The 24,614-nt window shown below is 47.9% G+C and carries 21 protein-coding genes; 19 read left to right on the plus strand and 2 right to left on the minus strand.

Annotation, left to right across the window (positions count from 1 at the left end; translation table 11 throughout):
• Positions 1 to 10: 10 nt before the first annotated feature.
• Positions 11 to 337, plus strand: a complete 327-nt coding sequence (locus GON05_RS05030) for a hypothetical protein (RefSeq protein WP_157318119.1) — start codon at positions 11 to 13, stop codon at positions 335 to 337.
• Positions 338 to 642: 305 nt separating this feature from the next.
• On the opposite strand, the gene GON05_RS05035 is transcribed toward GON05_RS05030, so the two are convergent.
• Entirely contained in the window at positions 643 to 1,557 is a 915-nt protein-coding gene (locus tag GON05_RS05035) for an AraC family transcriptional regulator (RefSeq protein WP_157318120.1), read from the minus strand.
• Positions 1,558 to 1,678: 121 nt separating this feature from the next.
• Between GON05_RS05035 and GON05_RS05040 the strand changes: the two genes are divergently transcribed.
• The 13 genes from GON05_RS05040 (at position 1,679) to GON05_RS05100 (ending at position 16,295) form a co-directional block, all read left to right on the plus strand.
• Positions 1,679 to 4,186 carry a glycoside hydrolase family 2 TIM barrel-domain containing protein gene (locus GON05_RS05040; RefSeq protein WP_157318121.1) on the plus strand — a complete coding sequence of 836 codons (2,508 nt, stop codon included), beginning with the start codon at positions 1,679 to 1,681 and terminating at the stop codon, positions 4,184 to 4,186.
• A 40-nt stretch (positions 4,187 to 4,226) separates the two neighbouring features.
• Positions 4,227 to 5,378, plus strand: a complete 1,152-nt coding sequence (locus GON05_RS05045) for a glycoside hydrolase family 88 protein (protein WP_157318123.1) — start codon at positions 4,227 to 4,229, stop codon at positions 5,376 to 5,378.
• A gap of 288 nt (positions 5,379 to 5,666) precedes the next feature.
• Positions 5,667 to 6,833, plus strand: a complete 1,167-nt coding sequence (locus GON05_RS05050; RefSeq protein ID WP_157318124.1) for a YbfB/YjiJ family MFS transporter — start codon at positions 5,667 to 5,669, stop codon at positions 6,831 to 6,833.
• A 513-nt stretch (positions 6,834 to 7,346) separates the two neighbouring features.
• On the plus strand, positions 7,347 to 8,090 hold the full coding sequence (locus GON05_RS05055; protein ID WP_157318125.1) for an SDR family NAD(P)-dependent oxidoreductase: 744 nt from the start codon (positions 7,347 to 7,349) through the stop codon (positions 8,088 to 8,090).
• A gap of 56 nt (positions 8,091 to 8,146) precedes the next feature.
• Entirely contained in the window at positions 8,147 to 8,464 is a 318-nt protein-coding gene (locus GON05_RS05060; RefSeq protein ID WP_157318126.1) for an NIPSNAP family protein, read from the plus strand.
• Between the two features lie 340 nt (positions 8,465 to 8,804).
• Entirely contained in the window at positions 8,805 to 9,095 is a 291-nt protein-coding gene (locus GON05_RS05065; protein ID WP_145655719.1) for a hypothetical protein, read from the plus strand.
• Between the two features lie 49 nt (positions 9,096 to 9,144).
• Positions 9,145 to 10,860 (plus strand): AAA family ATPase, encoded by a 1,716-nt coding sequence (locus GON05_RS05070; RefSeq protein ID WP_157318127.1) that lies wholly within the window; start codon positions 9,145 to 9,147, stop codon positions 10,858 to 10,860.
• A 485-nt stretch (positions 10,861 to 11,345) separates the two neighbouring features.
• The gene (locus tag GON05_RS05075; protein WP_309491925.1) at positions 11,346 to 12,098 is read left to right on the plus strand and encodes an acetylxylan esterase; all 753 of its coding nucleotides are present in this window, start codon (positions 11,346 to 11,348) and stop codon (positions 12,096 to 12,098) included.
• A 25-nt stretch (positions 12,099 to 12,123) separates the two neighbouring features.
• Positions 12,124 to 12,984, plus strand: coding sequence for a sugar phosphate isomerase/epimerase family protein (locus GON05_RS05080; RefSeq protein ID WP_246238834.1), 861 nt, complete (start codon positions 12,124 to 12,126; stop codon positions 12,982 to 12,984).
• The gene (locus GON05_RS05085) at positions 12,965 to 13,432 is read left to right on the plus strand and encodes an SRPBCC family protein (protein WP_157318129.1); all 468 of its coding nucleotides are present in this window, start codon (positions 12,965 to 12,967) and stop codon (positions 13,430 to 13,432) included. The genes GON05_RS05080 and GON05_RS05085 overlap by 20 nt, the downstream gene beginning before the upstream one ends.
• A gap of 171 nt (positions 13,433 to 13,603) precedes the next feature.
• Positions 13,604 to 14,305 carry a hypothetical protein gene (locus GON05_RS05090; protein WP_157318131.1) on the plus strand — a complete coding sequence of 234 codons (702 nt, stop codon included), beginning with the start codon at positions 13,604 to 13,606 and terminating at the stop codon, positions 14,303 to 14,305.
• A 17-nt stretch (positions 14,306 to 14,322) separates the two neighbouring features.
• The gene (locus GON05_RS05095) at positions 14,323 to 15,156 is read left to right on the plus strand and encodes a beta propeller repeat protein (protein ID WP_157318132.1); all 834 of its coding nucleotides are present in this window, start codon (positions 14,323 to 14,325) and stop codon (positions 15,154 to 15,156) included.
• Between the two features lie 20 nt (positions 15,157 to 15,176).
• On the plus strand, positions 15,177 to 16,295 hold the full coding sequence (locus GON05_RS05100) for a PepSY-associated TM helix domain-containing protein (RefSeq protein WP_157318133.1): 1,119 nt from the start codon (positions 15,177 to 15,179) through the stop codon (positions 16,293 to 16,295).
• A gap of 56 nt (positions 16,296 to 16,351) precedes the next feature.
• On the opposite strand, the gene GON05_RS05105 is transcribed toward GON05_RS05100, so the two are convergent.
• Complete coding sequence (locus GON05_RS05105) at positions 16,352 to 17,293, minus strand: AraC family transcriptional regulator (protein ID WP_157318134.1); 942 nt, start codon at positions 17,291 to 17,293, stop codon at positions 16,352 to 16,354.
• A 139-nt stretch (positions 17,294 to 17,432) separates the two neighbouring features.
• Here GON05_RS05105 and GON05_RS05110 point away from each other — a divergent pair, with 139 nt between their 5' ends.
• The 5 genes from GON05_RS05110 (at position 17,433) to GON05_RS05130 (ending at position 24,585) form a co-directional block, all read left to right on the plus strand.
• A complete protein-coding gene (locus GON05_RS05110) occupies positions 17,433 to 18,608 on the plus strand; it encodes a glycosyltransferase WbsX family protein (protein ID WP_157318135.1) in 1,176 nt (391 codons plus the stop codon).
• A 52-nt stretch (positions 18,609 to 18,660) separates the two neighbouring features.
• Positions 18,661 to 19,872 carry an MFS transporter gene (locus GON05_RS05115; protein WP_258567603.1) on the plus strand — a complete coding sequence of 404 codons (1,212 nt, stop codon included), beginning with the start codon at positions 18,661 to 18,663 and terminating at the stop codon, positions 19,870 to 19,872.
• 318 nt (positions 19,873 to 20,190) lie between these two features.
• Positions 20,191 to 21,813, plus strand: coding sequence for a response regulator (locus GON05_RS05120; RefSeq protein ID WP_157318137.1), 1,623 nt, complete (start codon positions 20,191 to 20,193; stop codon positions 21,811 to 21,813).
• Complete coding sequence (locus tag GON05_RS05125; RefSeq protein ID WP_157318138.1) at positions 21,810 to 23,606, plus strand: cache domain-containing sensor histidine kinase; 1,797 nt, start codon at positions 21,810 to 21,812, stop codon at positions 23,604 to 23,606. The genes GON05_RS05120 and GON05_RS05125 overlap by 4 nt, the downstream gene beginning before the upstream one ends.
• Positions 23,596 to 24,585, plus strand: coding sequence for a substrate-binding domain-containing protein (locus tag GON05_RS05130; RefSeq protein ID WP_157318139.1), 990 nt, complete (start codon positions 23,596 to 23,598; stop codon positions 24,583 to 24,585). The genes GON05_RS05125 and GON05_RS05130 overlap by 11 nt, the downstream gene beginning before the upstream one ends.
• The last annotated feature ends 29 nt before the right edge of the window (positions 24,586 to 24,614 follow it).

Consider the following 24,614-nt stretch of genomic DNA (forward strand, 5'->3'; position numbering starts at 1 on the left):
GAGGTATGTGATGAAAGAAGTACTCATTGTTAAACATGCCGTCGGAGGCCGTACCTTTGTTCATTCGGAAACAGATGCGCTTCGTTATGAAGTCCTTCCGGATGGTGATGGCTGGCGGATCACGGTATCTACACCGAAGAGCGCGGCTGTCGAGGAGCTGCTGAAGTGGAAGCGTGAGCTTAATGTTTTTCTTTTTCAGGAGTTTGACAATCAACCGACACGGAAGATTTGGTTTTACGTCAAAGAGGGACCGGTAGAGTATGAAGACGGTCTTGAGCAGTTGACGATCAGGGCTCAGTCCCGCATCGATTATGTGCCGGATGAGTTTGATATGTGAAAGTGAAAACCATATATATAGAAGAAAGCTGTCGCAAAGGTAGAATTTTCTGCTTTTGTGACAGCTTTTTTTGATTTATCAAGAGAACCCAATTGGACGAAATCCAACGAAACCCTCAATGGGGCACCTAAATTGGTCATCTCATTGGACGAAATCCAAGCTAACTGCCATTTCCGGTGCTTTAGCGCCGCGATTAACGTATCTCATTGGATTTCATCCAATAGGATACATAATTGAGCCTTCAAATTAATGGTTTTATTGGATTTCATCCATTGTAACCATTCCGATAGCGTACAAAGAGCCGGCTACTCTTGAGTTAATGAAGCGATATCCTCGTAGCGATGCATGCCTTTAAACGTGTAAGGCGTATAGCCGACATGTTTTTTGAACAGCTGGCAAAAGTAGGAGAAATTGCCGAGCCCCACGGCTTCCCCAATGTCTTGAACAGACATGTCGGTTGTTTTGAGCAACCAGCAAGCCTGGCGAATACGTCTGGCGGTCAAGTACTCGGTAATCGTACTGCCGATCGATTGCCGGAAGGTTGCCGACACGTGGTTCGGAGTCAGATGAACAGCCTGTGCTAGGTCTTCCAGCTTGAACGGCTTGCTGTAATTCTCTTCGATCCAAGAGAGCATGCGTTCAGCTGTTGTTGAGCTTTTGCGCGGATGCACCTGTGTAAGGTCTGTTTGAGAGGTGATTGTCGTCTCAAACCCTGTGCGCACTTGGTGGATAAATGCCGTTAGGAAAAGCAGCTGCTCTTCAAGCAGTCTTTCTGTGCCTTGATCTATAGAAGCCTCGATTCTAGGCGCATAAAGGCGGAATAATTGTTCGAGTGCCGTAAGATCCGAACACTGGAAGGATTGCGGAGATAACGGATCTTTCCACAATTTGCGCAGAAATTCTTGCAGCGAAGGAAAGGCAGCAAGCGCTGCCTCTAGGACAGCCGGCTCGAGCACGAAAAGCGAGCGGACGTAACTCTCCTGCGGAAGGTTATACATACGAAGACGATGCAGCTGAAACGGTCGAAAGCAAAAGATAGCCCCCGGCGTCATTTCAACGATTTGTTGCTCAATTATGGCGATACCTCTGCCTTCATGGACGATAAGAAGTTCCATCCCCTGGTGAGCGTGAAAGATTTCCTCAAACTCATGCGTTCTATTTTTGAAAAACGATAGTTGCACCGGATGAACATTTAAATTCATGTAGTTCATAAGCTTCATAACGAAAACTCCTCATCGTAATCTAACAACATTTTATCATAAGAGGGCTACACATTATTCGCTTTTTTTTTGGTACGATGAAGATAGGTAATAGAGCAGCTAGAGGAGGAACGACTCGTTCATGAAAAAGCGCAGGTTAAACGAAAATTGGGAGCATTACCGTGGATCCTTAGGCGGTGCTTGGGAGGTTTGGCGGTCAGATAAGCTGCAAAATCACTATAACGTGCCGTGGGAAACGGTCACGCTTCCCCACACCTACAATGGGTATGATGTAATGGACCCGGACAGCAAGTATTATCAAGGACAAGGCTGGTACCGAAGCCGGTTAGAGGTCGATAACCCGTATCTAAAGGGGAGGACCTTGCTGCATTTTGAAGGAGCCGGACAGCGAACGGATGTTTATGTGTACACAGAGAAAGTAGATTCGCATCTGGGCGGTTACGATGAATTTACCGTTGACATTACGGAGGCAGTGGAGCGGGCTAAGGGAATAGAGCGTTATGCAGGGCAGGTTCCAGTGGCAATTGCGTGCGATAACAGCAGGGAGCTAGAGACGATTCCTTCTGATGCAAGCGATTTCAATTTATATGGCGGAGTGTACCGCTATTTGAACCTTGTGTATGTGCCGCAGATTTCCTTGTCCAGCGTACATGTTCAGACTGATTTGGATGCGATTGTTGGTGGAAAAGCGGACAACGGGAAAGTCAAAGTGCAGGCGAAGCTCTATAATCCGGATGCAATTGCCGGAAATGTTACTTTGACTATTAAAGTAACTCAGCAGGATGGTTTGGTTATCGGGCAGTCTGAAGTGACTTTACCGGCATGGCAGGGGGAGAAAGAGCTCGCAGCTTTGGAAGTACCTGGACCGCAGCTATGGTCGGTGACCGAGCCGAACTTATATCACTGTTCAGTCGCGCTAGTTTGTGAAGATGGCGAAACGGTGTTGACGGAGCCATTTGGTTTCCGCAGCTTTGAGTTTGTCAAACAGGGACCGTTTAAACTCAACGGTGAACGGCTTCTGCTGCGCGGAACGCATCGTCACGAGGATCATGCTGGCGTAGGCGCGGCGATGAGCGAGGATTTGATCCGTGAAGAAATGCAGTTGATCAAGGACATGGGCGCTAATTTTATTCGCCTCGGGCACTATCAACAGTCACGAATCGTGCTTGACTTATGCGATGCGCTTGGGCTCCTCGTCTGGGAAGAGATTCCTTGGTGCCGCGGAGGCCTTGGCGGACCGGAATATCGCAAGCAATGTTCCGACATGCTTACAGCAATGATTGAACAGCATTTCAACCACCCATCGATTATCCTATGGGGTCTTGGGAATGAGAATGATTGGGAATGCGATTTCGATTACTTCGATCAGCAGGAAATCCGCGCCTTCATGAAGGAATTGCATGAACTCTCGCACAAGCTCGACCCAAGCCGATTAACGTCGATTCGCCGTTGTGAATTTTGCAAGGATATCATTGATGTTTATTCGCCTTCGATTTGGGCCGGTTGGTACCGCGGAGTCTATACGGATTACGAGACAAGCAGTAAAACGGCCTTCGAGAATGTGGACTCCTTCTTCCACATGGAATGGGGCGCAGATAATTTGCCGACCCGGCATGTTGAGGAGACCTACACGGGCTTTACTTTTATGAAGCAAGCCGAAGGAGCTACGGACGAGCGTGACGGGGATTACTTGCTGACCGGCGGCGAGCCGCGCGTATCTCGTGACGGCGACTGGTCAGAAACCTATTTCTGCGAAATGATCGATTGGTACTTGAAATCACAAGAGAATATGAGCTGGTTGACGGGAGCGGCGCAGTGGTCGTTTAAGGATTTCTCCACGCCGGTGCGGCCGGATTCACCAATTCCTTATTTGAATATGAAAGGGATCGTTGAGCGGGATCTGACGCCGAAAGAGGCTTATTATGTTTTCCAATCCTATTGGTCAGAGAAACCGATGGTGCGCCTATATGGTCATAGCATGCCGGTGCGCTGGGGAGCCGAAGGCGAGCAGAAGATGATCAAGGTGTATTCCAATGCGGAGGAAGTGGAGTTGTTCCTCAATGGCGAAAGCCTTGGCGTGAAGCGCCGCGACTCGCAAAATTTCCCATGCGCAGGCTTGCGTTGGGAGACGGCATTGCGTGTTGGTGAAAACCACCTGCGCGCAGAAGCGGTTCGTGGCGGGGTTACCGTGAGCGACGAGCTGAGTTTCCGTTACCAAACGGAGACATGGGGCGAGCCAGCGCAGCTGGAGCTGACGACAACAACACTGGAAGACGGCAGGGTATACGCAGAAGTACTCGCCTATGATGCGGCAGGGGTATTTTGCCCGGATGCAGCGTCCTTTGTCCGGTTTGGACTGGCCGGTGACGGCAAGCTGCTGGATAATCTAGGCACGATTCGCGGTTCGAGGCTTACACAACTAGCGTCAGGCCGTGCGGGGATTTATATAGATCCATATGGTGGTTTGCCTGCTGGGATTACGGTGACGGATTTTGTAAGTGCAGGTGGCCCGGCTTCGTCTTTGATTTCAAAGTCCAGTCGTGATGGGCAGCGCCCGTATACATCTGTGATCAGCGCGGCTTGTGAGGGAATTCCTACCGTTACTCAGGTAGTTGTCATAAAGGGTTGAAGGATTGAAGAGTTGAAACCATTAATAGGAGGTTATAACGATGAGTGTGAACCAAACAGCAACATGGCATGGTGCCCAAAAGTTTGAAGAAATTTTACCCCAAGTCTGGGAAGCGCTGCAGGTAAAAGTTGATCGTATGATCGAGCAGCTTGGAGACAAATCACCGCATGTAGCCAAAGAAGACGGACTGTACGATGACATGCGGATCGATTGGTGGACATCCGGCTTCTGGCCGGGAATTCTTTGGATTCTTCATGATCTGACAGGGAAAGAACATTATAAGGAAGCCGCATGGCGCTGGGATGAAAAGCTGGAGCAAGCTAGCATTCGGACCAACAATTTTCATCATGATGTTGGCTTTCAATATTTGCCTACAGCGGTTATTAAGCATAAATTGACTGGCGACAGCGATGGTTTGCGCCGTGGCTTGCAGGCGGCTAATTTCTTGGCAGGCCGGTTTAACCTAGCGGGCAGCTTCCTTCGTGCATGGAATCAGGAGAAAATCGGCTGGTCCATTGTCGACTCCACCATGAACCTGTCCATCCTTTTCTGGTCGGCGGAAATGACAGGTGACCCGCGTTTTGAGCAAATCGGCAGAGCGCATGCGGATACGGTGGTTGACAAATTTATCCGCGAAGACGGTTCGGTGAACCATATCCTTAGCTTCAATCCGAAGACGGGAGAGCTGATTGAATCCTTAGGCGGCCAAGGAGCAGGGCCGCAGTCAGCTTGGAGCCGCGGAGCATCATGGGCGCTGAATGGTCTAGCGAACGTCTACCGTTACACGGGAGAAGTGCGTTACTTGCGTGCGGCACAGCGTGTAGCGAATTATTTCCTGGCATGCCTGCCGGAGGACCATGTGGCGCATTGGGATTTCCGCGCGGCTGAATCGCTGGATGCTGAGCCTAGAGATACATCGGCCGCTACTTGCGCCGCATCGGGGTTGATTGAGCTAGCGGACTTTTTGCCGGCCGTTGAAGGCAATGTATACCGCCGCGCCGCGGAGCGCATCCTGCTGTCGCTTACACAGAATTACGGGACATGGGATCAGCCGGAGCATCAGGCTATTTTGCTAGAAGGCACTGGCAACAAGCCGGCTGGGCAAAACATTAATGTATCACTTATCTACGGCGACTACTATTACGTGGAGGCAATCGCCAAACTGCTGGGTTGGAAGCAGCGGATTTTCTAGGGATATCATGTCCCCAGGCATGAATACAAGTGACCGTCAGGGATGTTCCCTGACGGTTTTTTAATGCACTCCCTTTGCCAAGTGTCTCAGCAACACGGATTGTTCTCCACCCCGAAAATTCGCTCGCACCGGGCTCTTAACAAGCTAAAATGCATAGGAGAGAAGTTAACTCCTCCCACTGGTATCTGAATTCAAGATATTTCACATCATCATTCTGTATTATGCATATGAGCAAAAATCAAAGTATCATAGTTACGCGATCCAAAACTAACAAAGGAGGAACGCGTAATGAAAAGAAACACGGTTACTGTTCTTATAGGAGGCATTGCTGCAATGATGGTAGCAATGGGAATCGGAAGATTCGCCTTTACTCCGATCCTGCCGATGATGATGGAAAACCATTTATTCTCACCAGCGGGAGCGGGTTATCTGGCTTCAAGCAATTATTTGGGATATCTGATTGGCGCGTTTCTTCTGACACTGGTTCAAGTGAACAACCGTTCAAGGCTGCTGCTTGCAGGGCTAATCGCCAGCATTGTGACGACTTGGGGAATGGGGGAATTCCATAGTCTTGAAATCTGGCTTTTGCTCCGGTTTTTGTCGGGTCTTGCCAGTGCGGTCGTGTTTGTCATCGCCTCCAGCATGATCATGGATCGCTTATCGCAGCTCCAAGCCGGTATATTTTATGGTGGCGTGGGAGCGGGCATTCTTTTGACTGGAGTCTCGGTTCCGCTGCTTGCAAAGACAGGCGATTGGATCGAAGTATGGAAGGGATTGGGCTTGATCAGTCTGCTACTTGGTTTAACAGCATGGTATTTGCTGCGGGACAAGCATTCCGGAGCGAAAACGGCTCAGTCGCCTCGGAACGAGCAATCTTCAGGAATACGTAGGATATTGATTTGGTTGACGATTGCCTACGGATTGGAAGGCTTGGGCTACATTGTTACGGGGACTTACCTTGTAGCGTACGCTAAGACGGTTTCCAACCTCCCGAACATCGCATCGCTAAGCTGGATCTTGGTTGGTATCGCTGGAGCGCCTTCGTGCATCTTGTGGTCGAAGTTGGCTTCCCAATGGGGAAAAAAGTGGACATTGACTTTCTCTATGATCTTACAATCCGTTGGCATCGCGATTCCGGTGCTTATTCATTCTTCAACGGCCGTATTTGTCGGCGCCTTTCTGTTCGGGGCAACTTTTATGGGGATTACGATGTTGACCGTTTCTTTTGCCAAGGACTTGTATCCGCAGAATAATCGCAAAATAATTGGGCTGCTGACCACCTTCTTCGGCTTGGGGCAAATCATAGGACCACTCATTGCAGGTCATCTGATCTCGGGAAATGGCAGCTACTTGTCCGCTTTAATTGGAGCTGCACTTATTGTCCTCTTGGGCGCGGTGAGCCTGCCGCTGGGTATTGGAAGCGCTGATCGGAAACAGCTCAAACTGATTCGGTAATGTGAAAATGAAATGAGAAATGAGTGACCACTCCGCTCTGTATGGCTGCCTTGTGTCAAGTGACTATCGCCTCTGCAGACCTCACCTAGCGGAGGGCCCACGCGCAATGTTTTGGTTGCACTTTCTACAATATATAACAGCTTTAAACCCTACCAGCCTGCTCTTCATTGTATGAAATACAATGATTTCATTCAAAATAACGTGAAAACCGCTCCATACTATTTTCTTCGCTGTACTTTTTACAGCGTAGAAGGCGGCAGCGGTCGAAATGAGGCTTCTATGTTGCACAGAGTACAGCATAGATAGAGAAGGCATTGGCCATTATTGAAGGCTGCCATTGAATGAATTCCAACGGAGCCCCTTGCTATATGTATTTGAGATACTCGGTATCACGATTCTATATTATTCAGGATATCCGTCTTGTTGTATGATGAAGCAGTAGATCAGCTCGGCAGATCTTACTTTTATAAATAAAACCTACCTTTTAATAGGTAAACAAAGGAGAATATAAACATGAATTTTCAAAACAAAACAGTGGTCATTACAGGTGGAAGCAGCGGTATGGGGAAAGCAGCAGCAATGGAATTCGTTAAACGAGGGGCTAACGTAGTTATCAATGGTCGCCGCGAACGAGAGCTGGCAGAAACAGCGAGAGAGGTTGATCCAACGGGGGCAAAAATCGGATATGTGGCAGGTGACATTTCAGATCCTCAAACAGCTGAACATTTAATCAGCGAAACGCTTGCTCGCTTTGGACGTATCGACACACTCGTAAATAACGCAGGTATCTTTATTGCTAAACCATTCACAGAAATTACGGAAGACGAATTTGGATCGGTTTTAGCGACCAATGTGGAAGGATTTTTCCATGTTACCCAACGCGCGCTCTCGGTAATGCAGAAAGCAGGTTCTGGCCATATCATCAACATTACGGCAAGCGGAGCAGCCGAGCAGCCGATTAAAGCCGTGCCGTCCGTGCTTGCTGCACTTTCCAAAGGCGGCTTGAACGCTGCCACGAAATCGTTGGCGATTGAGTATGCGGACAAAGGGATTCGCGTGAATGCTGTCGCTCCAGGGGTTACGAAAACACCGATGCATGCGGTTGAGACCCATAATTATTTGGCTCAATTGCACCCTGTAGGCCGAATGGGCGAGGCTCAGGATATTGTTGACGCTATTGTTTATCTGGAAACAGCACAATTCGTAACAGGTGAGATTCTTCATGTCGATGGCGGCCAAAATGCTGGGCAGTGGTAAGCTGTAAATAATTTTCTGCACCAAGACAAATACTGAATGATATAGGGGGATGGATTATGCTATATGAACTGCGGATCTACGATGTGACTCCCGGGAAAATGGAAGCTATTTTGAATCGGTTTCGGGATGGTACGATTAGCATTTTTGCTAAACATGAGATGAAGGTAACGAATTTCTGGGTAGACGCGGACGAATCCAAAGAGCGGTTGTATTACGTACTGGAGCATGCGGACATGGCTTCTCGTGAACGGAACTTCCAAGCCTTTTTCGAAGATCCGGAGTGGCTGGATCTTAAGGCTAAATCCGAAGTAAACGGAACGCTGCATGAGAAAATAGAAGTCATTTACATGAAAAAAGCACCTTTCTTCGAGTAAAAGAAATCCATGGTAAAACATGAAATCGTAGGTCAACCAGGATGTCTGGTTGACCTTTTTTGCGTTCGTCCATCCCTCATCCAATGATGGAAATCAACCGAAGAAATGGTAACATTTATGAACATGTTCACTGTTATTTCTTATGCTGAAATTCCAAATTTTTCATCCCTATACTCAGAACTGGAGCCCTCTTAACATTGTGCTTGATTTTGAACCGCACTCGGTCTTAATATGAAATAAATAGAATATATTGGTTTTAATCTAGTGTCGAAACTGAATCTCATATCATTTTCACCTGTCAGTATTCCTAGCATACGATGTAGGAAGGTGGTGGTGAAAAATGATATTAACAGTTGCGGGCTGGATGATTTACACATTATGGGCCATATTCGGGCTAATGATTATCCATTTTCTAATTTCCTTCTTCAAAATGTTCTGGGAAGGAGCATTCGATGTTACATTCGTACTAGGTTATTTAAAAGATGTCCTCTATTATGTTTTACCTTTGAATGTGCTTGTAAATTTAGTTTCAATCGATCCCACAGGTTGGATTCTTGTGATCTTTTATTTCATCTGTGGGCTCGCTGTCATTCTCAAATATTTATTGGATATCAAAAGAATTTTCCAATAAATAAATAGCGGGCCTTCTTTAAGTTGGTCCCAGGAAAGGAAGTGAAGCCATGAGGAGATATCAGTGGATTAGGTGGCGAAAATTCATCCTCTGGCTAGCAGCCCTCGTTATCATCGGTTTAGTTTTGTTCGTTGGAGGGCCGACCTATTGGAATGCCGCGTTAACCATCGCCAGCTTGTTATTCCAGTTGTTATTCGCAGTACTATTCATGATCATCCAGTTCGTAGCACTCTTCTGGTTTCTTGCCAGGGGACGCACCTACTGGATATTGCCTGGCGAGACCGGCGCAACCTGGGACGATTATCGGGGGAACCCCGAAATTGTTGAGAATGCGAAGCGGATTGTGACCCTGCTCAAAGGGGTCAAGGAGTTCAAGGAGATGGGTGGGGAGGCAATCCGTGGATTGCTGTTATGCGGGCCTCCCGGCACCGGAAAATCTTACTTGGCTCAGGTAATTGCCAACGAAGCGCAAGTGCCTTTCGCTTACGCTTCAGCTCCGAGCTTTCAGAACATGTTCTTCGGCGTAGGGAACCTGAAAGTAATGGGTATCTTTCGGAAGGCGCGGAAGCTCGCGAGAGTATACGGCGCCTGCATTATCTTCATTGACGAGATCGATGCAATCGGCATGAGTCGTCAAGGAGGCGCTGGCGCAGGCATGATGGGAATGATGGGCATGGGCGGAGGCTCCGGCTTGCTTAATGAGCTTCTCTTGCAGATGGACCCGCCGAATATTGACAGTTCCAAAATCGCCAAGCTGCTCCGTTCGTTGGGGCTGCGCCGCAAAAAGGCGGAGCGTCCAGCGGTACTGACGGTTGCGGCAACAAACTTGCCTGACGTCCTGGACTCTGCCTTGCTGCGGCCAGGTCGATTCGACCGGCAGCTGTGGGTCGATGTTCCCGACTATGATGGACGGGTAGACATCTTCCGGTACTACCTGAAAAAAGTGAAAACGGACGCTTCGCTTACTGCGGAAGCAGCGGGACTTGACTCCATCGGGTACAGCCCGGCGCAGATCAAGCATATCGTGAACGAAGCCGTAGTCATCGCGCATCAGCGTGGCGCCCAAGTGGCCAGTTACGAAGACTTTCGAGCTGCGATGGAGACCTACGAGTGGGGGCTCAAACAGCCGCTTCGTTCGATGAGAGACGATGAGAAGCGGAATGTGGCTTACCACGAGGCGGGCCATGCGGTAGCGCAGTTCCTGCTTAAGCCGCATGAACGCGTGTGGAAGGTGACGATTATTCGCCGTGGCGGTGCGCTCGGACTCGCTGCGACCAAACCGACGCATGAGCGTTATAACCGAAGCGACAGCGAGATTTTAGCGGAAATTCAAGTCTGTCTGGCCGCTCGTGCTGTGGAAGAGGAATTCCTGAACAAGAAATTGAACGGAGTAACTTCGGATCTCCAGCAGGCAACATTGCTGGCAGGATCATACTTGGGCATGGTTGGGATGGGCGATGAACTGTTCAGTTTTCTCGCTGTCGGCTCCCATGCTGAAGGTTTGAAGGCGCTCCGACCTAAAATTAATGAACTGCTGAAAAATCAGATGCTCGAAGTGAAGAAACTTGTCAAGGAATACGACGGTTTCGTTCACGCCATTGCGGAAGAGCTTCTGCAGCGCGGTGATCTGACCGGAGATGAGATTGAAGAAATCTTCGTGAAGTTGTATGGGCAAAGTCGGCCTATTCTGCCTGATGTGAAGCCGCCGGCGCTCGATGCGCCGAGCAAAGAGGTACCGGGATTCAGAATAGATGAGATGTCCTAGCGGATAACGCTGGGGCATTTTTTTTTCTTGGCAAAGAGGGAACTACAGGGTGCTATTTCATCGAAATAGGCTCTTTTTCGCGCGGAAGGGAACTATGGGCTGCTATTTAGGTTATCCCCCTCCGCCAAGTGTCTCAGTAACACTGAATTTTTAGCGGCGCTTGGAGCAAGGGAGATTACTGCACATCACAGTTGCGCCACAACACACCTATATACATAATCACGCAAGAGAGGTAGCATGAAGAGGAAGCCTGTCGATCTGGAGAGGATGTCATAAGATGAATGTTTTCACGAAACGCAAAAGAGAACTGGAACAATACGCTCCAGCACCAACGCTCGATAGGAACAGCATCGATACTTTTTGGAGCAGCACGCTCGAAGCGGCATCCCGGCAGCCGTTATCGATCCGAAGGGAGCAGCAATCCCCGTTCTTTCCTTCTGTACGGATGGACAAGCTGAACCTATCTCGGTCATGACGGCACGCCAATTAACGCGTGGTTTCTCGTCCCTGATGGACCGAGTGCGAGCCAGAAGCCGCCATGTGTCGTTATGTTCCCCGGTTATACCGGAGACAGAGGCCTCCCTGAGCGGTACGCCGTCTGGCTGCTGCTCGGCTATGCCGTTCTGGCCGTTGACGCCAGAGGCCAAACAGGAGAAACAGGCAATCTCCTTCAGGATGATGCCGGCTCGGCAAAAGGCTGGGTTTCGCAGAACCTGCTCACCAAGGAGCGCAGCTATTATATGGCGCTTGCGCTGGACGTCGTTCGCGCCGTGGAAGCCGCCCGGCAGCAGCCAGAAATCGACGCTGGCCGGATCGCAGTGATCGGCGCAAGCCAGGGCGGCGGCATGGCGCTGCTCGCCGGAGCACTCAGCACTCATGTCAAGGCAGTCGTTGCCGACATTCCGAATATGTGCCATTTGGATTATGGCATTCTGCATTCCACAGGCTCCCTTACGGAGATCGCCAACTACTTGAAGCGCCATCCGGATAAGCTGGGACAGGCTCTGGAGTCATTGGCCTATTTCGACATAGTGAACCTTGCTCATCGTATTCAGGCTCCTGTGCTGATGTCGGTCGGTTGGAAGGACACCGTCTGCATGCCGGATACGATATATGCCGCTTATAACCGGCTGACTTGTTCAAAACTTATCTACGATTATCCATTCTCGGGGCACGAAACGAGTGAAGAGCATCACAGAAAAGTTATTCGTTTTTTGCAAGAATGCTTTAGTAAGTGAATCGGGTTTGTTGGAGGCGAAAATGATGACGGTTAACAGCCATTTACGATTAGATGTTCAACAATCCTGGTGGGCGATGTCGGGACTAGGAAACGGTGAGACCGAATGGTCCATGGAACAGAAATTTGAGAAGCTGGCGGAAGCCGGCTTTACCGGTATTTTAGGAAGATTGCCCCAAGGGGAAGAAGCGGATAAATGGCATCGTTTGCTGCAGAAGTATGGTTTTAGTTTTGGGGTACAAATGGTTCCCTTCCCGCGTGCAGGAGAGGATATCAGGGTATTCCTGCAGGCGGCCAAACAATTTGGAGCCCGGTATATCAACGCGCAAGTGCTGGATCAATATACGGTCGGTATCGAAGCCATCTCCGGGTTGAATGGGCTTATTCAGCAAGCTGAGGAAGTAGGCATCCCTTTCTTCGTTGAAACGCACCGCGGACGTGTGACCCAAGATCTGCTTCGGACAGCAGAATATGTTGATGCGCTTCCGAAACTGCGACTAACGAACGATCTGTCTCATTACATCGTCGGTTCAGCTATTGCCGAAGAAGGGGTTGACCCGGTGACAGAAGGCTTATTCGCCAAACTGCTGCAGCGCACTTCAAGCATTCATGCCCGAGTATCGAACGGCAACCAAGTCCAGGTGGATATCGGGGAGCATGGCGAGCATCCCATGGTGCAACATTTTGCCGGGTGGTGGCGTGAAGGGATGAGATATTGGGCGCAAACAGCTGCCGAAGGGGACTTTTTCCCGTTTGTGTGTGAGCTGGGACCGGCTTCCTACGCGATGGTCAGAGAAGATGGGAAGGAAATCTCCAATCGCTGGGAGCAAGCGCTCGTTTTCAAAAAAATTGCAGAGGAATTATGGCATGCCATCCATTCGAATTGAATTGTTCATTCACGCACCGGCAGAAGTCATCTTTGACTTGGCCAGAAGCATCGATATCCATGCGAAGTCAACCGCTCAGACCAGGGAAAGACCGATCGCAGGCCGCACAAGCGGACTGATCGAACTGGGGGAGACCGTGACGTGGGAAGCGATTCATTTTGGGATCAAACAGCAGCTGACCGCGAAAATAACGGAAATGGAACGCCCGTCTTATTTTGTTGATGAACAAGTTCGTGGTGCTTTCAAAAGTTTCAAGCACACCCACGAGTTTATCCAAGCCGAAGGCGGAAGAACACGGATGATTGATATTTTTGAGTATTCTTCACCGATGGGTGTTTTGGGAATATTAGCGGACAAATGGTTTTTGGAAGCCTATATGCGTGACTTTTTATTACAGAGGAACCTGTATATCAAGTCTGAAGCTGAGAAAGCAATGAAGGAGAAATAAAAGGGAATCCCGCAGGCCGCGATAAGGGGCTGGGGATTCCCTTTTACTTTTTTTTGCAGATATCTTGACAGTTATATTGAGAAACATTATCATTTGATATATTAAGTGAAATTGAAAATCATTATCAATTAGTTCAAGCTATCAACCACATCACGGGGGTGTCCCATACATATGATTAACGCAAATGAAGTCGGAATGGGCATGGGAACCATGCAAGTGCTTGCTGATTATCAACTGGAGCGTTGGATTCGGAGCCATACGCAAGTGATCAGCAAGGGCCGGCCGGATGAACCGGATTGGAAACAGCTTACACAATATGCCGCCTATCACGCGATTAACGAATGGTACTCGCTGCCGCTCAAATCTCGATCGTTCTTGACCTTAACGAACTTATTTGAGCGTCGCTGGACGAATAAATTTCGCAAGTTTGATTCACTAGGATTCTATGTGGATGTTAAGCGAAGCGTGCTTACGCATCTGTACAAAGCGCTTACCGGGCCAAATGCTGTGGAATGCCCGCTCATGCTTTTTGAGAGCAGCAATGTGTGGGTGGAAGAACTTAACTTGGGTTTGTCGATGATTATGCAAGTCATGGAGCCGACGAAAGATTCGTTCGCCATTCATAAATATATGATGGAAGAAAACGAGGCTGCGGTGCAGATGTTTTTCCATATGACGGTCGTATATTGCTACAAAGCATTTGGCAAATTGCCGGAGCGTCTGCAAGTGTGGAATTTGATGAATGGCAAGCAATACCGGATGAATCCGGAGGATATGGATTTAAGCAGCTCCATGGACTATTTAAAACTTGTTTCAGAAGTCTATATGCAAAATGATAACTGTCCGTGCTGCTCCGGCCGGTTAGTCATGTAAAAAGTAGGGGGAGCTTCATGGATAGCAACCGATTTTGGCAGTCCAGCAATGATTTATTGCCGCTGCGTTTCACAACATTGACCACTTCAAACGAAGGGGTTCTGTACGCGGGAACAGATGGAAAGGGTGTCTTTCAATTCACGCCTCTCCGCTCCTGGGAAAATGCTTCCCAAGGTTTGCCTGATCATCTGCATATTCACCGCTTGGATTGGGTGGATTCTCAATTATACGCTTCTACGAATTGTGGTTTATATGTGCTGGAAGATGAGGTTTGGAAACAAACCTCTGTCGTCGATCCCTGCTACCGGGTGATCGGCTGGGGGGATCGTTTTGTGTTGACCTCCAAAGGGCTCCTTTGCGGCAGCGAAGGCAAGTGGCAGCCACTTGCCTACCACAACAAGAAAACGTTCGACATGTTGGTAACTCCTCACTTTCTATTCCTTGGTTATGAAGATGGCGTCGCGTTCTATGATTTATTGACAGGGGACTGGTGTGACCTTCCGCTGAATCAAGCGGTGACCAGTTTGGCTGTCTTCAACCAAAAGTTGATAGGCACAACCTCCCGTGGAGGTTTGGTAATGGGCAATAAGATGGGCGGTTTCCATCAAATACGTTTTGAAGGCATGCATTTGAACCGGTTAGTCTCGTATCAAGGAGATGTGTACGTATGTGCCAATATAGGGATCTATAAGTTGATAGATTTAAAAGGGCGCATCCTGCTGCATTCCTATAATGTGCAAGCTGAAGTGACCGATTTGCTGATTTGGAGAGGTATCATGATGATCTCCACGCTGCAATCCGGGATTAAATATAAAAATGAGCATAAATCGGCATTTCAGACCATTTTATAGGGAGATAGGGGAGTATAGTGATGCGCAAGGTTGTTTTAAGGATTCATTTAATCCTTAGTTTAGTATTGGGGCTCTTCATTGTCACAACCTGCACGACGGGTAGTCTGATCATGGTTGAGCCTGAGGTGGAAAGCTGGATGTATCCAATCGGCCAATCGCCTACACCGGGTGATGTCGGAGTGGCGGAGATTCAGAAACACGCGGATGCTTTGAATCCGGCTTTTAAAACGGATTGGATTGATATGACGAAAACGGACGGTTTTTATCATGTTCATCTGTCCAAGGAAGGCAAGGACGGCCGCTTGATTTATGCGGATCCAGGCACGGGCGAAGCCTTTGGAAAAGTGTTGGAGGAGCGCAAGGAGCCGTTCGCAACGATCTATAATTTGCATCGTTATTTCTTGCTAACCTCGGTCATCGGTAAAGCGAATGCCGCTTCCGTTGTAGGATATTTAGGGATTGGACTGATTCTCATTTTGCTGTCAGGCGCTTATCTGTGGTGGCCGGGCATTCGTAGAATGGCCTCTGGTTTTAAAATTATTAGCAATCGAAGCAAGTTGCTGCACAATATGAGCTTACATAAGGTAATTGGGATTATATCGATTCCTGTTCTGCTGTTTGCTGCGCTGACGGGGGTTGTCAATGCTTTTGAAAAGTCGATTCCAACCATCGTCGGATTTAAAGCGAAGGAAGAAATTCCGGCAAGCGCCCTGCAGTCCAAAAGCAAGGACGGGACTCCGCTTCCTGTAAACCGTGTCGTGGACCTTATCAACCAAGCCTATCCGAGCAGTAAATTGATTAAAATTACGTTTCCCCAGAAACCTGGGCAATCGTATCAAATCGGATTAAAGGAAGGCTTGGGAGCTTCTAGCGGCAGCAATAGCACGGTATATATGGATGCATCTAATGGTTCTGTTTTGTACAAAACGAACCCGCATCTGATCATCAACCTCTACAACACTTGGCGCAAAGGTCTTCATTTTGCTACTTGGGGTGGAGAAACGACGAAACTGATTGCTTTTGTGTTTGGCATGATGCCCCTGTTCCTGATGATTACGGGAATCGTCATTTGGCAGCTTAAGGCGCGCGGTCGCAAACGAAATAAAAAGCAGCAAACTGCGGCTACGGTGGCGGCATAACACGACCTACATACAAATCCCCCTTTCAACATTTCAGTTGGCAGGGGGATTTCTTATTAATGCAGGAGCAATTTACGATAGGCGCTTGGGGTTAGGCCAGTGTGCCTTTTGAACAGCCGATTAAAATAATCGGCATTCTGAAAGCCTGAAGCGTGCATCACTTCATAGATTTTCAAATCCGGAGATGCCAGAAGGCGGCAGCTATGCGTTATTCTTTGCTTTTGAACGAAACGCATGTAGCTAGTTCCCAGATGCCGGTGGCAGATCCGCAGAATCTGGCGCTCGCTCAGCTGGAATTTCTCAGTTAACATCGGTAACGTATAGTCATCGGGCATCGCATGAGTAAGGTAATCAAGGAATTGTTCAACGTTGCGGTTTGAACTTCTAGTTGGGGGAAGGGGCAATGACTCCTTATTGGCGTCACTGATGTGGGCCAAGATAGGGGCAAACCGCCATTCGCTGCAGCGAATTAACAATACGAGCAGTTCAGTAACCAAGGCCATGGCCTGCGTTAAATATGCCGCATCTCGTTTGGCTAGAATGTCCTGCATGCTTTCACTGATCCTGCGAATAGCCCCTAGGTGATCGGTTGCCTTGGCCCAGCGCTGGAGGGAGTCGGTATGATCCCCCTTACCAATCAGCCAATCGATCATTTGCTTGATGGATAAATCAGGCAGGCAAACCTTCAGATGTTCGAGCCATTCCGAGCGAATAATGATATTGCGGACGATCAGCGGGGCGGCACGCTTGGCCGGCGAAGGACGAAAAACGTGAGAAACACCGATGGGCAGGGCGAAGACATCCCCCTCCTGAACGTGCATGGGTTGGCCATCGATATATTGGATGCCTTTGCCATCAAGCACAACAACGATCTCTATAAAATCGTGAACATGCTCTAGCAGCCATTGGGTTTCTTTCACTTCATTCACATAGAGAAAACCGTTCTCTTCGATGTATTCGGCGGCAGAATAGGAACCCAGCTTTCTTGGCATGGTCATTCAGTTCCCTCATTTCTTGGGACGATGTCCGAAATGGTGGTAGGCAGGTCTGTTTTGTAAGTGGTTGCATGATTACTTCAATTATACAATATAGACAGGTTTCGAAACTATGGGATGGCCTAAGAGGTGAGCGATGACGATGGCAACTTATGAAGCAGCAGCCTATTATTTTCCCAATTACCATCGGGATAAACGAAATGATGCGTGGCACGGAGAAGGATGGACGGAATGGGAGCTGGTGAAACGTGCGGAGCCTAAATTCCCCGGCCATCAGCAGCCGAAAGTGCCTTTATGGGGTTACGAGGATGAAGCGGATCCGGCTGTCATGGCTCGTAAAATAGCAGCGGCGGCCGATCATGGCCTTACGGCATTCATCTTTGATTGGTACTGGTATGAGGATGGCCCCTTCTTGCAGCGAGCGCTGGATGAAGGGTTTCTGCAAGCATCAAACAATGACCGATTGAAATTTTCCATTATGTGGGCGAATCATGATTGGATCGATATTCATCCCGCTCAGCGCAGCCGACCTTACAACGTGCAGGCCGAAGGCCAAATCAGTGAGAAGGGCTTCGTTGAAGCGACAGACCATATGATTCAGAACTACTTTTCACATCCATCCTATTGGCGTGTGAATGAAGGGCTTTATGTCTCGTTCTACGAAATTCACAGCCTGATTCGTGGTTTAGGCGGAATTGCGGAAACGGCGCGAATTTTACAAGAGTTCCGTGAAAGAGTGCGGGCGGCCGGATTAGGGGAGCTGCACCTAAACGTCGTCGTTTGGGGGCTGCAAATACTGCCTACGGAGCAAAAGATTGCGAATATCCATGAAGTGCTGGAGCAGCTTGGTCTGGACAGTATTTCTTCGTATGTATGGATTCATCATCAGCCGCAGGATCTGTTCCCGGAGACGGATTATGCAGCCATTCGAGAGAAGTCGCAGCTTGATTATGAGAAGTTCACGGCAGACTATAAGCTGCCTTATTATCCGAATGTGACGATGGGCTGGGATTCCTCTCCGCGAACGGTGCAATCGGAAACTTTTGAAGATTTGGGGTATCCGTACATGGCTACCCTCGCAGGGAATACACCACAAGCGTTTAAGCTGGCTTTGGAGGGTGTCAAAGCATTTCTCGATCGCGGCATGACGCAACCTCCCATCTTCACCATCAATGCGTGGAACGAATGGACGGAGGGCAGCTATTTGGAGCCGGATACGATCAACGGAATGGCCTATTTGGAAGCGATCCGAGATGTATTTGGCGGCAGGCTGCAAGAGGAGGAAGGGGCCTCTACGAAAAAAACACTTGAACGCTAAGTGGACTTGTCGTACAGTTTTAATAACCTTAAGTCGGAGCTGGCCCTTCATCTTGGAGGGCTGGCTTTTTATATTTCTTGAAAGAAAGAAGGGGCTTACAACGAGACTTTACGCATTTTTGTTGTTTTACGCAGTCATTTATATGGGGAATGCGGTGTACGGCACATTTTTACCGGTATACCTGTATAACGTCAAATTTTCTCAGGAGCAAATTGGCATGCTCCTCAGCCTTGGACCGCTCGTTGCCATGTTAGGCCAACCGATCTGGGGAGCACTTGGTGATCGTGCCAAAACCAAAAACAGTGTGCTTGCTTTGCTTTTAATCGGGAGCGGCATTTCCATTATGTTCTTCCCGCTTTCGCATCAGTTCATTTATTTGCTTATATTAATTTGCGTGTTCATGTTTTTCCAAACGTCTATTTTCGCGTTAAGCGATGCGATAACATTGGAAGAATTGGATCGGCGTCCCAAATGGAATTTTGGTTGGATTCGCCTTGGAGGTACCATTGGTTTCGCCACGATGTCGCTTGTATTCGGGATCGTCGCCAAATCCCACATTAATTCCATGTTCCCTGTCTATGCAGGAACGATGCTTGCCGGGTTATTGCTGCTATGGTGTTTTCCGCCAGCGGCGAGCCGTCAGGCCAATGTAACCGGCAAACGGTTTCGGGAGCTATTCCGCAATGGGAAGCTGATGTTTTATTTAGGCATTAATTTTATTGTACAAGTTACACTGGGCTATTATTATGCCTTTTTCCCCATTTACTTCAAGGAAATGGGGGCTGACAGCTTGCTGCTCGGATGGTCGATGGTTATTTCTTCAATGAGCGAGCTGCCGTTCCTGTTGTTTTCCGGTTGGATCTTCAAGCGCGTTTCGATCTCGATGATATTAATCATTGCCGCACTCGCGTCTGGCATCAGGTGGTTCTTATTTTCCATCATTGATCAACCGTATTGGATTTTACCGGTACAGGCGCTGCATGGTGTGATCTTCATTGTATTGTCTGTGACCTTGGCGACATTCATTAACCGTGAAGTGCCTGCTGAGTGGAAAGCCAGCGGTCAGACGCTGAATGGCTTGCTCAGCCTTGGAGCTGCCCGCATCATCGGCAGCTTCTTGGGGGGAATCATGAGCGCTGCGTACGGCATGAGACAAGTTTTTCTATACAGCTCATGGGTGTCTATGGCGACTGTGGTTGTATTCGGGCTTGTCGTTTGGCTGCGGAGGAAGCAGAATGTGCCGAGTCCCTCGTTGACGAAGTGAGCTTGGGCCTGTAGTTCCCATTGATAGAACCTGCTAACACCGAACCCTGATGGATTTGATCCGTCAGGGTTTTTCCCACCCAAGGTAAAAATCGTGCACAAATAAGTAAAAATAATGCTTGATTTTGTGTTTTCACTTGCTTCCGCTTGGATAGTCGCACATTTATTGTGATAGATCGACAAAATCATACAAATTAGACTCCTTTCCGATACAAGTAAAGACTTGTATAATATTAGGAAATGAAGCATCCATAGCTGTGGCCGGATTCCTGACATGATCGGAAATCCGTTTTTTTATGTAGAGACAGGGGTGTATACGATGTATAAAATCGTGATCGTTGATGACGAAGTGGAAGTCAGAGAAGGCATCAAAGAGAGCATCGATTGGGAGCGGCACGGCTTTGAATGTATTGGAGACTACCGAAATGGCAGCGAAGCGTTGGAAGCCATCGCAGAACTTCGGCCAGATCTCGTTTTGTCGGATATCTGCATGCCTTTTATGGACGGAATTGAATTAACCAGGCAGATTCACTTGAATTATCCGTATATCAAGGTAATTATCCTGACGGGTCATGACGAGTTCGATTATGCCCAGAAAGCACTGCGTTTGAAGGTGCATGATTATATCGTCAAACCAATAACAGCTAACGAGCTTCGCCAACTGCTGGATAAAGTCAAAGATGAGATGGATAAGGAAGCTGAAAACCGTGAGAATCTTTCACTTCTGAAGATGCAGCTTCATCAAAGTTTGCCTTTGTTAAGAGAACGGTTTCTTGAGCAGTTGGTGGGTGGTACTTTGCGGGATGACCGGGTACAAGAGAGATTCGCGTATTTCAGCTTGCAGCCAATTGCCCCGCCTTATCTGGTTGTTGCGATTGACATCGACGACTTTGATGACATCAAGAAAGAGAAATGGCAAAACGATCCGGAGCTTTTCCGATCCGCAGCCTTTAATATTGTGCAAGAAGTGACGGAGGGGAAAAACGCCATCGTCTTTCGGACGAGGGAGGAGCGAATGGTTGTCATTTTCTCCGGCGAAGCGGAAGAAGGGACTTATGAAACTGCGCTTCATGTGTCGGAAGTGATTCGTTTCTGCATGGAGAAATATTTGAAGTTCACGGTCACTGTAGGTGTCGGCACGTTGTGCAGATCTTTACATGAGCTCCCGCAATCTTATAACGGAGCGATTTCTGCACTGGACTACCGGTTTTTGCATGGGAAAAATAAAGTCATTTCCATCCAGGACATGGAAGGCGCCAAGAAACCGGCACAGCAGCTCGATATCGAGTGGAATCGCAGGTTTGCAACGCTAGTCAAAACGGGGACGCTCGAGGAAGCTCACCTATTGACGGGGCAGTTAATAAGCAATTTAAAGGCATCTTTGATGCCGATAGGAGCTTGTTATCTCCAAATTCAGGCGATTATTATTGCCATTATGACCACCATTCACGAGCTTGCTGGACATGACAGTGCGCATTTTCAAGGCCATGATATGGTGATAAAAGATATTAATCGGTTCAAAACGCTGGATGAGATCGAAGCTTGGCTGAAGTCGATTTGCAGGGAAGCCATTTCGTATATTTCGGAGCAAAGAAACGATCAGACGAAAATGCAAGTTCGGAGCGTGACCGAATATATCGACGAGCACTATTCCGACGAGAATCTCACGGTCGATGACCTCTGCCGCCATGTGCATTTGAGCAGAAGCTATTTCAGTACCGTTTTCAAGCAGCACAAAGAACAGACGATCATGGAATATGTAACGCGGGTCCGCATTGAAAAAGCGAAGGATTTGCTGCAGCATACGGTGCTGAAATCCTATGAGGTCGGGGCGAAAGTAGGCTATTCCGATCCACAATACTTCAGTGTGTTGTTTAAGAAAAACACGGGAACATCCCCTAAGGAGTACCGAGATAAGCTGTTAAGGGAGAAAATCCAATGAGAAAAGATAAGGATGTCGGCATGTTTCTTTTTAAATTTAGAAGCATCCAATCCAGTATTTCTGTCGTCTTTTCTTGCTTGATTTTATTTTTGATAACGATTACAAGTTATATTTCCTATCAGCTCTCGGCTGACGCGGTAGAAATGAATTCCAAGCACTACATAGCTGAAATTATTCAACAGGTTAATATCAATATTCAATCCTACATAACCAACATGGAAGATATTTCTATGCTGGCCTCCACGAACAAAGATGTGAAGTATTATATAACGGGAAACGGCTTCATTAGCGAAGAGGAACGCAGACCGTATGAGAAACGAATCTCGGATTTATTTCAATCGATTTTAATTACACGGAAAGATATTGCCTCGATCATGGTTTTTGGATATAACAATCGTTTTGTTTCTGACCGCAGGATTACAAGTTTGAATACGAACTCCGGGTTCGAGGAACAGCCATGGTACAAAAACGCGAAAGCGGAAGGCGGCAAATCCGTCATCTCTGCACCGCATGTCCAAAACCTTATCCAAAACGAGTATCGTTGGGTGGTATCACTCAGCCGGGAGTTAAAGAGTGCAGACGGTATAACGGGAGAAGGTATTTTCCTTGTTGATCTCAATTTGAGTGTCTTGAATGAAATATGCAGCCATATTAATTTGGGCAAAAGAGGATATGTGTTCATCATCGACAAGGATGGAAACCTCGTGTACCACCCCCAGCAGAAGCTGATTAACAGTAATCTCAAGACGGAGATGATCGATCAGGTGAAGCAGTCTGGCAGCGGCAGCTTTGTTACGGGGGAAGGAAACAAGAAACGGATCTATACGATTCAAGAAACACATTTTGGTTGGAAAATCGTGGGGGTCGCCTATGCCAGTGAACTGATCGCCAATCAGAATCAAATTAATTTGTCTTATTTTTTATGGACGATTCTAGCTTTAGTCATCGCGTTATACCTCTCCTTTTTCATCTCTCGCCATCTATCAAGACCGATCAAACTTCTCCAGAGCAGCATGAAGCAAGTGGAAAAAGGAGATTTCAGCATCCGTTCGGAATTTCGGAGCGGGAATGAGATTGGACAATTGGGTCAGACCTTCAATATCATGGTTGGCCGCATCAAAGATTTGATGAATCAAATCATTCAAAACGAAGAAAGCAAACGAAAAAGCGAAATGAAGCTGCTGGAAGCGCAAATTAACCCTCATTTTTTATACAATACACTGGATTCGATTATCTGGATGGCGGAGCGAAAAAAACACGAGGAGGTCGTTCTGATGACTTCATCGTTAGCCAAGCTGTTTCGCGCGATTATTAATAAAAACAATGAAACCGTGCCCGTTCGAGTGGAAATTGAGCATATCACCAACTATTTATTGATTCAAACGCTGCGGTACAAAGACAAGCTTGATTTTCAAATCGACATAGATCCCGGGATTCTTGATATTCATATCCCCAAAATTATTTTGCAGCCCATTGTTGAGAATGCGATCTATCATGGTATCAAAAATAGCTTGGAGCCTGGTTTGGTTCACATAACGGGGAAAGAAGACGGGGATACGATTGTTTTTGTAGTTGCGGATAACGGGGTCGGCATGGAGCCGGAGAAGCTGGATCAGATTTTGAAAATGAAAGATGGCATCGTCCGAGGTATTGGGGTTAGCAATGTTCATGAACGCATTAAACTTTTTGGCCATGAGTTCGGTTTAAGCTTTCGCAGTGAGAAGTGGGAGGGGACGGAGGTTACGATTGTGCTGCCCAAATGTGTCCAGAAAGGAGCGCTAGATGGTTCTTAAAAAGCCCGTGTTTTTGGCCGTGCTGCTCGTCATTGTGATTGGCTTCTTAGTGGTCTACAGTGTGGAGATGCTGCGCATTACGAATCAGAGAAAGTTTGAGATCGCCGTCGTATTGAAAACGAACAATATTCGCTCGGATTACTGGCAGATGGTGAGTTCAGGTGTAAAGGCGGCAGCCAAGGAGCTGGCTGTCAACATTGAGATTACGGGTCCGTTATCAGAAACGGACACAGCTGGCCAAATTCGTAATTTGGATGAGGCGCTTGTGAAGAAACCTGATGCGATTATTTTGGCAGCGACCGATTACGAAAGACTTACACCAACGGTAGATAAAATAAGAGCGGCCGGCATCAAGGTGATTCTGATTGACTCCCCGATTCAAACGCATGTAGAAGCAAGTCTTATTGCAACGGACAATAACGAGGCGGGTAGAAAGGCTGGAAAGATATTGGCCGGTGGACAGAACGGAAGCTTATACCGTGTTATGACACTCAGCAGCCGGAAAGGCTCCATCGTCGAAAAGGATCGTGAGGACGGTTTTAAAGACGCTATTGCTGACTTTCCGGGTGTTGAATACGCTGGCAATTATGCATTTGACGGGACGGAAGATGGTGCTTATGACAGTGTGAAAAATCTGCTTGCACAGTATCCGGACATTCGAGGGATTGCTGGCTTGAGTGAAACAGCTGCTCTGGGAGCAGCCAGGGCTGTGAAGGAGAAGCAAAGGTTAAATCAAATTAACATCGTAGGTTTCGACAGCTCCATTTACCAGATTAAACTATTGGAGGAAGGCAGTTTACAGGCAACAATCGTTCAAAAGCCATTTAATATGGGGTATTTGTCCCTGGAAACGGCTGTGCAAGCTTTAAACGGGATTAAAGTGAATCCAAAGGTGAATATAGATGCTGTTGTTATCACGAAAGAAAACATGTATACGCAGGAAAATCAAGAGCTTCTCTTTCCATTGGTAGAAAAATAGGGGTAGAACGGAAGGGTGAGTCGAACCGG

This window comes from Paenibacillus anseongensis (assembly GCF_009757995.1).
GTDB lineage: Bacteria > Bacillota > Bacilli > Paenibacillales > NBRC-103111 > Paenibacillus_E > Paenibacillus_E chondroitinus.

Coding starts and splice junctions, on each gene's coding strand:
- GON05_RS05030 (WP_157318119.1), top strand. CDS start 11: ATGAAAGAAGTACTCATTGTTAAACATGCCGTCGGAGGCCGTACCTTT.
- GON05_RS05035 (WP_157318120.1), bottom strand. CDS start 1,557: ATGAAGCTTATGAACTACATGAATTTAAATGTTCATCCGGTGCAACTA.
- GON05_RS05040 (WP_157318121.1), top strand. CDS start 1,679: ATGAAAAAGCGCAGGTTAAACGAAAATTGGGAGCATTACCGTGGATCC.
- GON05_RS05045 (WP_157318123.1), top strand. CDS start 4,227: ATGAGTGTGAACCAAACAGCAACATGGCATGGTGCCCAAAAGTTTGAA.
- GON05_RS05050 (WP_157318124.1), top strand. CDS start 5,667: ATGAAAAGAAACACGGTTACTGTTCTTATAGGAGGCATTGCTGCAATG.
- GON05_RS05055 (WP_157318125.1), top strand. CDS start 7,347: ATGAATTTTCAAAACAAAACAGTGGTCATTACAGGTGGAAGCAGCGGT.
- GON05_RS05060 (WP_157318126.1), top strand. CDS start 8,147: ATGCTATATGAACTGCGGATCTACGATGTGACTCCCGGGAAAATGGAA.
- GON05_RS05065 (WP_145655719.1), top strand. CDS start 8,805: ATGATATTAACAGTTGCGGGCTGGATGATTTACACATTATGGGCCATA.
- GON05_RS05070 (WP_157318127.1), top strand. CDS start 9,145: ATGAGGAGATATCAGTGGATTAGGTGGCGAAAATTCATCCTCTGGCTA.
- GON05_RS05080 (WP_246238834.1), top strand. CDS start 12,124: ATGACGGTTAACAGCCATTTACGATTAGATGTTCAACAATCCTGGTGG.
- GON05_RS05085 (WP_157318129.1), top strand. CDS start 12,965: ATGCCATCCATTCGAATTGAATTGTTCATTCACGCACCGGCAGAAGTC.
- GON05_RS05090 (WP_157318131.1), top strand. CDS start 13,604: ATGATTAACGCAAATGAAGTCGGAATGGGCATGGGAACCATGCAAGTG.
- GON05_RS05095 (WP_157318132.1), top strand. CDS start 14,323: ATGGATAGCAACCGATTTTGGCAGTCCAGCAATGATTTATTGCCGCTG.
- GON05_RS05100 (WP_157318133.1), top strand. CDS start 15,177: ATGCGCAAGGTTGTTTTAAGGATTCATTTAATCCTTAGTTTAGTATTG.
- GON05_RS05105 (WP_157318134.1), bottom strand. CDS start 17,293: ATGACCATGCCAAGAAAGCTGGGTTCCTATTCTGCCGCCGAATACATC.
- GON05_RS05110 (WP_157318135.1), top strand. CDS start 17,433: ATGGCAACTTATGAAGCAGCAGCCTATTATTTTCCCAATTACCATCGG.
- GON05_RS05120 (WP_157318137.1), top strand. CDS start 20,191: ATGTATAAAATCGTGATCGTTGATGACGAAGTGGAAGTCAGAGAAGGC.
- GON05_RS05125 (WP_157318138.1), top strand. CDS start 21,810: ATGAGAAAAGATAAGGATGTCGGCATGTTTCTTTTTAAATTTAGAAGC.
- GON05_RS05130 (WP_157318139.1), top strand. CDS start 23,596: ATGGTTCTTAAAAAGCCCGTGTTTTTGGCCGTGCTGCTCGTCATTGTG.